This window comes from Caulobacter endophyticus (genome assembly GCF_003116815.1).
GTDB lineage: Bacteria > Pseudomonadota > Alphaproteobacteria > Caulobacterales > Caulobacteraceae > Caulobacter > Caulobacter endophyticus.
Genome location: NZ_QDKQ01000071.1, coordinates 184,541 through 198,320, shown reverse-complemented (window position 1 = coordinate 198,320; position 13,780 = coordinate 184,541). Strand labels below are relative to the sequence as shown.

At 73.3% G+C, this 13,780-nt stretch carries 3 protein-coding genes; 1 reads left to right on the top strand and 2 read right to left on the bottom strand.

The window, feature by feature from the left end; all coding sequences use genetic code 11:
• The first annotated feature begins 59 nt into the window (after positions 1-59).
• Entirely contained in the window at positions 60-272 is a 213-nt protein-coding gene (locus DDF67_RS22305; RefSeq protein WP_109454989.1) for a DUF2188 domain-containing protein, read from the top strand.
• A gap of 2 nt (positions 273-274) precedes the next feature.
• Here DDF67_RS22305 and DDF67_RS22300 read toward each other — a convergent pair whose 3' ends face one another.
• Positions 275-967 (bottom strand): DedA family protein, encoded by a 693-nt coding sequence (locus tag DDF67_RS22300; protein WP_109454988.1) that lies wholly within the window; start codon positions 965-967, stop codon positions 275-277.
• Positions 968-1,128: 161 nt separating this feature from the next.
• Complete coding sequence (locus DDF67_RS22295) at positions 1,129-13,419, bottom strand: autotransporter outer membrane beta-barrel domain-containing protein (protein WP_109454987.1); 12,291 nt, start codon at positions 13,417-13,419, stop codon at positions 1,129-1,131.
• Positions 13,420-13,780: the final 361 nt, after the last annotated feature.

Below are 13,780 nucleotides of genomic sequence, written 5' to 3'. Positions count from 1 at the left end.
AACCCTTTCCCGAGACCGGCGTTTGGCAGCCCGAGTTCAGCGTATCGAAGGGGTACGACATGCCAGGGGTCGTCGATGTCGTTCCGTGCGAAGGCGGCTGGTGCGTGAGGATTCACGACACCGGAGAGGTCCTGCATTTCGCCGGCGGCGGGGAAGCCGAGCGGCGCGCGCGCAAGCTGGCGCAGGACGCCCTGGCGCCCACCGAGGTCAGGATTCACGATCGCGGCGGCCGTCTGGTCGGTCGCTGGCTGACGGCCGGCGCGGCCGCCTAGCCTCAGGCGCGCTTGGGCTTCAGCTCGACGACCTGGACACCGCTCTCGACCTGTGCCGAGGCGGCCTTGGCCTTGGCGGCGGCCACGCTGCGACGCGAGGCGGCGAAGCGCCAGGCGACGACCACTCCGAGCACGGTCAGGGCCACGCCGGCCGAGATGGCCAGGCCCAGTTCCAGGCTGACGCCCGACAGGCTACGGGCGGCCAGGTAACCGGGGGCCAGCAGACTGGCGATCCAGACGATGGCCGACAGGAAGTTGGCGGTCTGGAAGGTCCAGGACTTCATCTGCAGGATGCCGGCCATGATCGGCACGAAGGCGCGCAATGGACCGAAGAAGCGGCCGATGAAGATCGAGGCGACGCCGAAGCGGCGGTTGAACAGCCGGGTGCGGGCGATGGTGCGGCGGTGATCGCGGAAGGCCGGGATGCGCAGGACGCGCGGACCCAGCCGCCGGCCCAGGGCGTAGGAGACCGCGTCGCCCAGCACGGCGCCGATGGTGCACCACAGCAGCACTTCGAACGGATCGAGCACGCCGCCGCCGATCAGGGTGCCGGCCAGCAGCATCAGTGCCGTCGCCGGCACGAAGGCGCCGATCAGCACGAGAGATTCGGCGAAGGTCAGGGCCCCAAGGATCAAGCCCGCCCAGCTCTGGTGCTCGGTGACGAAAGCGGCGACGGATTGAAGCAAGTTGTCCATGGGGGTCCTTCGAGCCCCCACATGGAGATCAAGCCGCTGCGCCGCCAGAGCGTTGCGCGCCGCAGCGTCAATTAAACCCGACTGTGCCCCGGATGTCGCACCTTTGGGGACAACTTCGGGAGGAGCCGTGCCGAAACGGCGCCCTCCCAAAGCCGTCGCCCCTAGAACCGCACCCGCACGTTCAGGCCGGCGGCCTGGTTGCTGGTCCGGTCGCCGAACTCGGTGGTGTAGTTGAACTTCACCGAGACCTTGTCGTCGCCGATCACCTGGAAGTCGACCCCCGCGCGCCAGCCCGAACGGTCGAGCGCGGTGCGGATGTCGGCCGCGTCGGACGAGGCGTTGGCGCCCATCAGCTGGAACGGCATCTCTATCCTGTCGGTCGAGTTGAACAGCCCGCCGACGGTGAACGACACCGCCGCCTGGCTGCGCGCCGTCTCCTTCATCACGAAGCCCAGGGTGAGTTCGGGATTGGCCGTCCAGATCAGCTGGGTGTGCGAGAGGCCCCGCGCGCCCATGCCGTCGAGACCGCGCTCCTCGAAGCGCCGCTGATGCAGGCCCGTACCCCACATGTTGAGCGCCGGACGCACGAACAGGCGGCCGTTCTCGACGACGTAGGCAAAACGGGTGTCGGCGCGGATGTAGCCGCTTTCCGGATCGGACTCGGCGCGGCCGATGGTGAAGAGGTCGACAAGGCGCGCCGTCTCCATCCACTGCCAGCCGCCCGACAGCGAGAAGGCCATCTCCGCCCCGCCAGAGCGATGCTTGAAGCCCGCGCCGGCGCTGAAGCCCTGGCCCTGCGACCACGAGCGGCCGCCGTCGACGATCACCCGGTCGAGACGCTCGTAGCCGACCGCCGTGGCGAACGACCAGCCGTCGTCCAGGGTCTGTTCGAAGCCGCCGCGCAGGCGGCCGCCCTCGGCCTTGACGGCCAGGGTGTCGGGATCGCGCTCGCCGTCGGCCACGGCCCGCTCGATGGTCGCCCACGAGCACTTGCCGTCCACCTGCAGGGTCGGGTTGGCGCAGCCGAACATGGCCTGCGAGAAGCCGTTGGCGGTCGCCAGCTGGCTGCGCAGCGGGGCCAGGTGCGGCTCGGGGTTCAGGCTGGCGAAGATCGACTTGTAGGCAGCCTCCTGGCCGACCTGCAGGTTGCCGATCAGAGCCATCAGGCGGCCGATGCCGCCGCTGTCGCCGACCTTGACCGCCGAGTTCATGTGCTGGCCCAGCGCTCGCTCGTTCAGGGCGAGGAAGCCCTGGTCGAAGCGGGTGTCGAAGGCCAGCTGAACCGCGCCGCCGCTGGCCTGGACGCGATAGTCCATGGCCAGGGTGTCGGTGACCTTGAAGCCGTTGTCGCTGACCGAGCCGCCGGCCGTGAACAGGGTCACGGGCTTTGAATCCTGGAGCCAGGTCAGGGTGACGTCGCCGGTTCCGGCCAGGGCCACGTCGCCGGTGGCGTCGACGCGGTCGGAGGCGTAGGGCCCGAAGGCGACGTCGAAGACCGAACGACCGGTCGCCGTCTGCACGAAGTGGCCGTCGAGAGCGACCGTGTTGATCACCCGCGCGCCGTAATAGGCGTTGGTCTTGGCGTCACCGAGGGCGTCGAGGTTGGCGAAGGCAGCGCCGGCGGCCAGGTCGATCGGCGCGCGCGAGGCCGAGAGCCCCATCAGGAAGTCGCCGCTGTTGGTGAAGGTCGCCGCGCCGTTGGGAACGGCCTGGGCCGACACGCCGAGGGTGGAGATCCCGCCGCCCAGGGTCGACAGCGGACCGGTTCCGGCCGGATCGCGCAGGTCGATGGTCCTGAAGGCCATGAAGGCCCCGCCCGACTGGTTGTCGAAGGCGTTGATTCCCGCGCCCAGGTCGATATCGCCGATGACGACGCCGCGGTTGTCGATCCGCTCGTCGCCCTGGCCCGACACGATGGCCTTGCCCGAGACGGCCGAGATCAGGCCGGTGTTGGCCAGGGCGTTAGCCGCCCCGCCGCTGATCTGGGCGCCGGCGCCCGTTCCCGAGCCGCCGCGCACCGAACCGGTTGTGCGCACGGCGATGCTCCCCGCCCCGTCCGCGCCCAGGCTCTGGGCCAGTACGGCGGTGGAGTCGGCGCCGCCGGCATAGACCTGGCCGGAGAGCACGAGGTCGATCGCCCCGCCCTGCCCCTGCCCGCCCGCCGAGCCTGCGAACTTGCCGTCGACCCAGCCCCCGCCGCCGCCGAGGCTCTGGGCGACGACGCCATAGGCGCCCGCGCCGGTGGCGACGATGTCGCCGGCCTGGCGGAAGTCGATATGGCCGCCGTCGCCGACGCCGCCGGCGTTGAGCGCCACGGTCGAGGCCGAGGAGCCGCCGAAGGCCGCGCCGCCGCCGCCGCCGACCGACTGCAGGAAGACGCCGTGGGCGCCCGCGCCCGCCGTATAGACCGCGCCGGTGTTGGCCAGGGTCACGTCGCCGCCGTCGCCGGCCGTGCCGCCCGTAGCGCCCAGGGCGACCGTCAGCTTGGGCGAGCCGGTGACATGCACCTCGCCGCCGCCTGCGCCGATCGACTGGACCACCAGGCCCAGGGCATGGTCGCCCACGGTGGTGACGCCGCCGGTAAAGACGCCCGTGACGTCGCCGCCGGAGAGGCCCGAACCGCCTTGCGCGCCCAGGGCCGCGACCACGGTCGCGCCCGTCGAGCCCGCGCCCGTCAGGTTGACGCCGGCTGAACCGCCGCCGCCGCCGATCGACTGCAGGATCGCGCCCGAAGCGCTGGCCGCGGTGGTGGTGACCGCACCGCCCTGGATGCGGGTGACCGCGCCGCCGGCCGCGTCGGTCTGGTTCTGGCCGCCGAGGGTGAGGGTCGTTGCACCCAGCAGCGCGCCGGCCGGAACGGCGATGTCGCCGCTCGCGCGGCCGCCTCCGCCGCCGATCGACTGGGCCAGCACCCCGGCCGTGTTGACGCCGGTGGTGACGATCTGGCCGGCGTGTTCGCTGACGAGGGTCCCGCCGCCGACGTCCTGGCCGCCCGAGCCGCCGAGGCCCAGCTGGACCTGGGTGGCGACCGGAGCATCGACATTGACCTCGTCGAGCTGGCCAGAAAGCAGCAGATTGAGGTCGATCGCGCCGCCGCCGCCGCCGATCGATTGGGCGAACGAGGCCACGCCGTTCTTGCCCGCCGCGCCGAACGTGCCCGTGGTCTTGACGGTGACGAGGCCGCCGGCCGCACTGGAGACGTTCTCAGCGCCCGCCTTGGCGACGACCATCGGATCCACACGGCCGGTGGAGCCGTCGGGCTTGAGATAGGGCTGGCCCGGCAGGCCGATGATCCCCGAGAAGTCGAGGCCGAGCGTGCCGCCGCCGCCGTTGATGCTCTCGGCCTTGATCGCCATGGCGCCGTCGCCGAGCACGGTGATGTCGCCGGAGTGGTTGACGGTGACCGCCCCGCCCTGCCCGCCTGAACCGCCGCCGACGGCGCCGACCGTAGCAGCCAGGGCGTTGGAGAGGATCAGGCTCTTGGCCTCGCCGGTCAGGCTGAAGGCCATCTGGGCGTCGCCGCCGCCGCCGCCGATGCTCTGGGCCACGATGCCGTGGGCGCGGGCGCCGGTGGTGAGGATGCGGCCGCTGTTGGTGACGATGACCTCGCCGCCGTCTCCGCCGTCGCCGCCGAGCCCGCCCAGCGAAACCAGAGGGGCATTGCCGAGCGCGCCGATCAACAGGTTGGCGGCGATGACCATGCCGCCGTTGCCGCCGCCGCCGCCGATCGACTGGGCCAGCACGCCGTAGGCGTCCGCGCCGGTGGTCTGGATCAGGCCGGCGTTGTCGACCACGACCTTGCCGCCGGCGTTGCCCGAGCCGCCGATCCCGCCGATGTTGAGGCCGATCGAGGCGCTGTTCTCGCCGCTCTTCAGGGCCGTCAGCGACAGGATGGTCGAGCCGTTGCCGCCGCCCCCGCCCAGGCTCTGGGCGAAGACGCCGTAGGCCCGCTCGCCCGACGTCGAGATCGCGCCGCTGTCCTTGACGCCGGCCAGGGCGCGGTTGGTCACGGTGACGTCGCCGCCCGTGCCGCCGTCGCCGCCCGAACCGCCGATGTTCATCACGTAGCGGTGGCTCTGCTTGTCCGCGCCGGTGTAGCCGCCGACCACGTCGACGACGATGCCGCCGTCGCCGCCTCCGCCGCCGATGCTGTTGGCCGAGATCCCTGCCGCGCCGCGACCTTCGGTGACGATCAGGCCGGTGTTGAGCACCTCGACCGCGCCGCCGGCGCCGCCCGTTCCGCCCGAGCCGCCGATGTTGAGGTCGAAGGAGTCGTTGCTGTTCGTGCCTTGGGCGCGAACCTGAAGCACCGCGCCGCCGATGCCGCCGCCGCCGCCGATCGACTGGGCGCGGACGCCAAACGCGTCGTCGCCCTTGGTGTAGATGACGCCGCTGCTTGCAACCTCGACCGCGCCGCCCACCGCGCCGGAGCCGCCGTCGCCGCCGACGCTGACCGTAGCCGTGCGGGTGGTCGTGCCCGAGGGCGCGCCGCCGACCTGGAAGGCGATCGTGCGGGTCATGCCGCCAAGACCGCCGCCGCCGCCGATGGCCTGGGCCAGGATCCCGTCGGAGCGTGCGCCCTCGGTGACGATGGTCGCGTCGCTGTCGACCTCGACCTTGCCCGAGATCGCGCCGACGCCGCCCTTGCCGCCGACGCCCACGGCCGCCGCGGCCGAGGCGCGGACGATGGTGTTGGACGCGCCGCCGCCGACGCCGCCGCCGCCGCCCAGGCTCTGGGCGAAGATCCCGCGGGCGTCGTCGCCGCGTGTCGTGAGCGCGCCTTCCACGTCGACCTTGACGTCTCCGCCCTTGGCCCCGAGCCCGCCATCCAGGCCGACGCTGATCGCGCCGCCGAAGGACTCGGCGTTCTCGCCCTGGCCGCGCGTGCCGGTGATGCTCACCGTGGTGGCGCTGGAGGCCCCGCCGCCGCCGCCCACGCTCTGGGCGAAGATGGCCGAGGACTCGTCGCCCGTCGTGTCGATGGCGCCCTTGGAGGTCACGTCGACCTTGCCGCCGACGCCGCCCGAGCCGCCGATGCGGCCGATGGTGATGTTGACCTCGTTGCGGTTCAGCGGGCCCATGGCCATGTCGAGGCCGGTGTTGCCGCCGCCGCCGCCGATCGACTGGGCGCGCAGGCCGACCGAATTGTCGCCCTTGGTGACGATGGTCCCGAGATGGTCGACCGTGACCTCGCCACCGTCGCCGGCCGCGCCCGTCGCGCCGCCGATGGCCATGTTCAGGGCGGAGGCGTCCTTCAGCACGCCGGCGCCGATGTTGAAATTGCCCGAGCCGCCGCCCCCGCCGACGCTCTGGGCCATCAGGCCGTCGCTATGGGCGCCGTCGGTGACGATGTTGCCGGCGTGGGCGACGTCGACCTTCTTGCCCGAACCGGCGCCTGCGCCGTCGCCGCCGACGGTGATGATGGCCGCGACGGGGTTATCGGTCTTGTTGGCCACGGTGGCGGCGATGGTGAAGTTCATCCCCGCCGAGCCGCCGCCGCCGCCGATGCTCTGGGCCACCAGGCCGCTGGAGTCGTCGCCGAACGTGCGGATCAGGCGGGCCTCGACCGAGCCGTCGTCGGCATAGCCGCGCACGACGGTGACCGTGCCGGCGTCGCCGCCCGAACCGCCCGAGCCGCCGACGCCCAGGGCGACCGGATTGCCGGACGGGGCGATGGCGCCGGTGGCGCTGACGCCGCCCACCCCGCCGCCGCCGCCGATCGACTGGACGAGCACGCCCTTGGCGCCGCCGGTGAAATCGACCGCCTCGAGCGTGTCCTCGCCCGCGATCGGATTGGCCTTCAGGCGGGCGTTGATGATGACGTCGCCGAGGCTGTTCAGGGAGACGTCGCCGGCGTCGGCGCCCGTCCCGCCCTTGCCGCCGACCCCGACGGCGATGGCGAAGCCGTTCGAGGACGAGGTCGACTTGCCCATGTTGACGTCGGCCGCGACATTGAGGCCGCCCGAGCCGCCGCCGCCGGCGACGCTTTGCACCAGCACGCCAATGGCGTCGACGCCCTCGACCCAGACCTGGCCGTCCTGGGAGACCGTGACGTCGCCGCTGATGTTGCCCGCGCCGCCGAAGCCGCCGATGCCGAAGACGACCGAGGGCTCGTCGCCCGAGGTGTCGGCGCTGATCCCGCCGGAGATGTTGATGCCGCCAGCGCCGCCGCCGCCGCCGATCGACTGGGCCATCAGGCCGCGCGAACGATCGCCGGCCGCGAACAGGTTGGCGGTGACGTCGGCCTTGACGTCCTTGCCGAGGCCGCCGTCGCCGCCGAAGCCGCCGACGCCCGCGACCAGCTGGCCGTCCATGGCGAGGCCGCCTGAGACGTTGATGCCGCCCGCGCCGCCGCCGCCGCCGATCGACTGGGCCACGGCCGCGTAACGGTCGTCGCCGACGGCGGTGACCTGCACGTGGTCGGCGGCGGGACCGGCGATGGCCAGGTCGACCTTGCCGGCGTCGCCGCCCGCGCCGCCGAAACCGCCGACGCCGAGCGAGATCGCGCGGGCGGACGAGGAGCCGCCGGGCTTGGTCAGCGACAGCTGGCCGGTGACGTTGAGACCGCCCGAGCCGCCGCCGCCGCCCACGCTCTGAACGACGACGCCGTTGGAGCCGTTGAGGCGCGTGCGGTCGGCCGGGATGATGAACTCGAACTCCGAGCCGAGCAGCGGGATCTTGACCACCTGCTGCGGCGTGGTGACGTCGGACTCCAGGCCCTGGGCCCAGACATTGCCGGTGACGCTGGCCTTCACGTCGCCCGCGTCGCCGCCGTCGCCGCCGAAGCCGCCAAGGCCGAAGCCGAAGCTGCCGGCGCCGCCCTTGGTGGTCGCCGACAGGCCGCCGGCGACGTTGATGCCCCCCTGACCGCCGCCGCCGGCGACGCTCTGGGCGATGATTCCGTCCGAATTGGCCCCGTCGGTGAGGGTGTCGCCCACGCGGGTCAGGGTCACGGCGCCGGAACCGCCCCCCGCGCCGCCAAAGCCGCCGATGCCGACCGAGCCGGTCCCGGCCGTGCCGGCGCTGACCGCCACCGCGCCCGAGACATTGAGACCGCCCGAACCGCCGCCGCCGCCGATCGACTGGGCCACCACGCCGTCGGCCTCGTCTCCCGAGGTCTGGTAGCGGCCGGTCACGGTTCCGGTCACGTCCCTGGCGTCGCCGCCGCCGCCGCCAAAGCCGCCGACGCCCAGGCCGATGGCCACCGCGGCGTTGCTGCTGGCCGACAGGGCCACCGAGCCGCTGACATTGATCCCGCCGTTGCCGCCGCCGCCGCCCAGGCTTTGCAGCATGGCGCCGAACGAGCCGTCGCCTTCCGTGGCGACATTGCCGGTCAGCACGCCCTTGACGATGTCGGCGCCGCCGCCGCCGCCGCCGAAGCCGCCCAGGCCAAAGCCGATGGCGCCGTTGGCGCCCTGCGAGGCGTTGACCAGGCCGGTAACGTTGAAACCGCCCGAGCCGCCGCCGCCGCCCACGCTCTGCAGCAGGGCGCCGTGGGCGTCGTCGCCCTTGGTCGAGATATTGCCGGTCAGCGTGGCGTCGACCTCGCCGGCCTTGCCGCCGTCGCCGCCGAAGCCGCCGACCCCGACGCCCAGCGTGCCGCTCCCGCCGCCGCTGGCGGCCAGGCTGATCCCGCCGGTGATGTTGAAGGCGCCCGCGCCGCCGCCGCCGCCCAGGCTCTGGTAGCTGGCCCCGAAGGCGCGATCGCCCACGGTGACGATGTCGCCGGTGACGCCGCCGTCGACCTTGCCCGCGTCGCCGCCCTTGCCGCCAAGGCCGCCGACCCCGACCAGGATGTTGCCGGCCACGGTCTTGGACGCGGCGATGCCGCCTGTGACGTTGAAGCCGCCGCTGCCGCCGCCGCCGCCCACGCTCTGGACGAGCACGCCCGAGGCGTCCGCGCCCTTTGTCCCGACGTCGCCGGTGATCTTGCCGGTCACGGCCTTGCCGTCGCCGCCGTCGCCGCCGCCGCCGCCCACGCCGACACCGATGTTGCCCGCGCCGTTCTTGGCCGCAGAGAAGCCGCCCGCGATGGTGAAGCCGCCGGCGCCGCCGCCGCCGCCCACCGACTGGGCGACGACGGCGCGCGCGCCGTCGCCCTCGGTCACCGCCGCGATCAGGTCGCCCAGCGGATCGACCGCGCCGTCATTGACCTTGAGGGTGACAATGTCGGCGTCGCCGCCCTTGCCGCCGCTGCCGCCCACGGCGACGCTGACCGTGCCCGCGCCGTTGGCCGAGACGCCGATGCCCGCCGCGACCGAGAAGCCGCCGCTTCCGCCGCCGCCGCCAACACTCTGGGCGATGATGGCGTCGCTGTGCGCGCCCTTGGTGGCGGTCGTGCCGACCACGTCCAGGCGAACCTCGCCGCCCTTGCCGCCGTCGCCGCCGCTGCCGCCCACGCCGACGCTGATGCCGCCGGCCGCCGTGGCCGCGCCGCCGATCGAGCCGGAAACGTTGAAGCCGCCAGCCCCGCCGCCGCCGCCGATGCTCTGGGCCACCACGCCGTCGGCGTCCGCGCCTTCGGTCAGGGTGTCGCCGGTCATGCTGGCGATCACCAGCTTGCCGTCGCCGCCGCCCCCGCCCGCGCCCCCTACGCCGACCGAGATCCCCGCCCCCGCCGTCTGGCCGACGCCGATCGCGCCGGAGACGTTGAAGCCGCCCGAGCCGCCGCCGCCGCCCACGCTCTGAACCAGCAGGCCGCCGGACTGGTCGCCCTTGGTGTGAATGTCGCCCTCGACCGTGCCGGCGGCGGTCCCGGCGTCGCCGCCGCCGCCGCCCGCTCCGCCGATCCCGACCGAAACGCCCACGCCGGCCGTACCGGCGCCGCCAATCGATCCGGCGACATTGAAGCCGCCGGAGCCGCCGCCGCCGCCCACGCTCTGGACGATCACGGCCGTCGAGCGCTTGCCGCCGGTGGTCACGTCGCCGCCGATCCGGCCCGTGGCAGCGTCGCCGAAACCGCCGTCGCCGCCGCTGCCGCCGACCCCGGCCGAGGCGCCGACGCCGGCCGTGCCGGCCACGGCGATCGCGCCCGAAACGTTGAAGCCGCCGCCGCCGCCGCCGCCGCCGACCGACTGGATCAGCGCGCCGATGGAGTCATCGTCGCCCGTGGTGATGGCGCCGTCGAAGTCGACATCGACCACGCCGCCCTTGCCGCCCTTGCCGCCGCTGCCGCCGACGCCCACGGCCGCCGAGGCCGAGGCCACGCCTGCGCCGGCGCCCGAGAAGCTGACGGTGTAGCCGCCGTTGCCGCCGCCGCCGCCCACGCTCTGGGCGACGAGGCCGGTCGAGAACTTGCCTTCGGTGAGGATCGCGCCGCCCGACTTGATATCGACCAGGCCGCCTTCGCCGCCGTCGCCGCCCTTGCCGCCGAGCGCCACCGAGAAGGCCGCCGCGGCGGTCTCGCCCCCCGCGAAGGCGAACGACAGCGCAAAGCCGCCCGAGCCGCCGCCGCCGCCCACCGACTGGGCGAACAGGCCTTCGGAATAGTCGCGCTTGGTCAGGATCAGCACGTCGCCGTCGATATCGACCGCGCCGCCCTTGCCGCCGGCCCCGCCACGACCGCCCACGGCGGCGCTGGCCCCGACGCCGTAGCCGGCCGAGACCTGGGCCGCGAAGCCGCCGCTGCCGCCGCCGCCGCCCACGCTCTGGGCGAAGATCCCGCGCGAGCGCTCGCCGTCGGTGACGATCAGCGGATTGACCAGGCTGGTGGAGCCGCCGTTGGTGATGGTGCTCTGGCTGAGGTCGATATCGACCATGCCGCCCTCGCCGCCCAGCGAGCCGTCGCCGCCGATGGCCACGCCCGCGAAGGCGCTGACCGAGACGCTGGAGCCCCCGTTGCCGCCGCCGCCGCCGACGCTCTGGGCGAATATGCCGTGCGAGTCGTCGCCGCCGGTGAAGATGTCGCCCGCGTGCTTGACGGTGACGAGGCCCGAGCCGCCGCCGGTGCTGCCGCCGCCGCCGATGGTCAGGAAGACGCCGCCGGTGCTGCCGCCGTCGCCGCCGCCGCCGCCCACGCTCTGGGCCTGGATGGCGCTGGATAGATCGCCCTTGGTGGTGATCGCGCCGGTATTGGCCACCGTCACCGCGCCGCCGGTGCTGGCCGCGCCGCCCTTGCCGCCGATGGTGGCCAGGCCGCCGCCGTCGCCGCCCGAACCGCCGCCGCCGCCCACCGACTGGGCGAAGATCCCCCGCGCCTTGTCGCCGGCCGTCTCGACCACGCCGCCGTTGGTGACGATCACCGCGCCGCCCGCGCCGCCGCCGCCGGCCGTGCCGCCCAGGGCCACGACGCCGCCGGAGCTGGCGCCCGATCCGCCGCCGCCGCCCACGCTCTGGGCGAAGATCGCATCGGCGCCCTGCTTGGTCGTCTTCACCGAACCGCCGGCGCCCGTCGTGACCGTGACCGAGCCGCCAATGCCGCCGAGCGCACCGGCCCCGCCGAGCGAGACCAGACCGCCCGTGCCGGAGGCCGCACCGCCGCCGCCGCCCACGCTCTGGGCGAAGACGCCCCGCGAGTCGACGCCGTCGGTCGAGACGACGCCGCTGCTGGAAACCTCGACAGCGCCGCCGACGCCGCCGGCGTCGGCCTTGGCGCCCAGCGCCACAAGGCCGCCGCTGACGCCGGCGCTGCCGCCGCCGCCACCGACCGACTGGGCAAAGATGGCGTGGGCGTCGGCGTTCTTTGTGGCCACGGTCGCACCGCTCTCGACAGTGACCTTGGCCGTGCCGCCGTCGCCGCCCGCGCCGCCGCCCGAACCGAGGGCGACGAGGCCGATGGAGACGCCGCCGTTGCCGCCGCCGCCGCCCACCGACTGGGCGAACAGGGCATGGGCGCCCTCGCCTTCGGTGAGCGTGGTCGAGCCGGACTGGGCGGTGATCTGCGCCGAACCGCCCGTGCCGCCGGCCTGGCCGCTGTCGCCGAAGGTGACGATCCCGCCCGCGTCGCCGGCGTTGCCGCCCGAACCGCCGATCGACTGGGCCAGCACGCCGTGAGCGTCCTTGCCCTTGGTCTGGATCAGGCCCGCCTGCTGGACCAGCACCGCGCCGCCGTTGCCGCCCACAGAGCCGCTGCCCGCATCGCCGATGATGCCGTAGCTGTCGCCCCCGCCGCCGGCCGCGCCGCCCAGGCTCTGGGCCAGGATGCCGATCGCCCCGGCCTTGCCGGTGTAGATCGCGCCGGTATTGGTGACGGCGACCGAGCCGCCCTGGCCGGCCGTGCCGCCCGTGCCGCCGCTGCCGGCGATATAACCCGTGCCGCCCTGGCCGCCCTGGCCGCTGCGGCTCTGGGCGAAGACGCCATGCGAATTGACCCCGTCGGTGACGATGGTCACCGCGCTGCTCAGGGTGACCGCGCCGCCCGCGCCCGCCGCGCCGCCCGCCGCGCCCTTGATGTTGCCATAGGCGTCGCCGCCCGAACCGCCGTTGCCGCCGACGCTGGACACCACTACGCCGGGCAGGTTGTCGGAGACGACCTGGATGTCGCCGTTGTTGGCCACGGTCAGGTCGTGGCTGACGGCCGGGCCGGCTTGGCCCGCCCCGCCGGCGCTGGGGCTGTAGGCGATGGTCGCGCAGCCGATGAACGGGATGCAGATGCTGACCCCGCCGCCATCATGGCCGTTGCCGCCATTGGCTCCGAACTTGGCGTCCGCGAAGGTCTTGACGTCGCCGGTGGCCGGCGTGAACGCGAAGCTGCCCGCGCCGGCGCCGCCCGTTCCCGGCGGGGTCGTGACATTGCCGATGTCGGTCGACTTGTTGGTGACGACGACCAAGTTGGAGTTCGCCCCCGAGACGGCTTCCTTGACGGTGACGCCGATCACCCGGTCGTCGGTGTTCTTGGTGACCGCCGTAACCTCGTAGGACTTGCCGTCCTGGGGATCTGTGAAGGTGTCGCCGACCGTGGTCGCCAGCAGGATGATGTTGCCCGCCTCGGTGCGCACCGCGACCGTGGTCAGCTTCTCGACCACCTTCTCGCTGGCGCCCGACACGGGGTTCACGATCATGTCGCCGACATTATAAACCGGCAGCGCGCCCATCAGGGCGATCGACACCGCCGACGACCCCATCAGAGATCCGGCCAGGCCAGCGCCGGTCTCGCGCGCGGCGGCGGCCATCGGCGCGGTCAGCACCGCGCCCGCGGTGACGATCATGGCCAGGCGCTTCAGCCGCTTGGCGAAGCGGGATCCGGCGACGGAGGTTTCGACGGCGGGGGCCTCGGGCGCGGCCGGATCGTCCTTGGCCAGGGCCAGGCGCTCGGCCAGGCGGCCGAGGGCGGCCTTGAGGGCAGAGGCGTCGGGATCGCCGCGCAGGGAGAGGGATTGAACCAGGCCCAGCACCTGGGCGGCGGCCGCGGCGGCCTCTCGCCTGGAAAGGCCCTCGGTGTCGATGGCGTGGATCAGCTGGTCGACGAGCGCGGCGGCCTGAGCCAGCCGGGAAATGGTCTGCTTCTTCGCCACGTTCCGATCCCCCAGGCGTCAAACCGTGACTGAATGGTGATATTTGGTTTCACAAACCAGCAGTTTCTCTCCGGGGTTGACGAACACTGCGGTGACAAACGGCGCATCGCGCCCCGGAGCGGTTCGTGGCCGGGGCGTCATCCTGTCGCACCACGCTGCTTACGCCGAGCAAAAATATCAATTATTTCAAATGGAAGACACCCGCCCGGGCGACGCGGCGCGGGCTCGGAAAGGCGTCTTGCGGAGCATTGGAGGCGGTCAAACAGGCACCCCAAATTGAGTAGTGCAACCTCCGGCCGAAATCTTGATCGCGGTCGCCGAGCGAAGAACTCGCATCGACAACCTATTGGCGGCAAACAGG

What these genes read in the sequence shown, in the direction of transcription:
- DDF67_RS22305 (WP_109454989.1), top strand. Translation starts at nt 60, where the DNA reads ATGCCAGGGGTCGTCGATGTCGTTCCGTGCGAAGGCGGCTGGTGCGTG.
- DDF67_RS22300 (WP_109454988.1), bottom strand. Translation starts at nt 967, where the DNA reads ATGGACAACTTGCTTCAATCCGTCGCCGCTTTCGTCACCGAGCACCAG.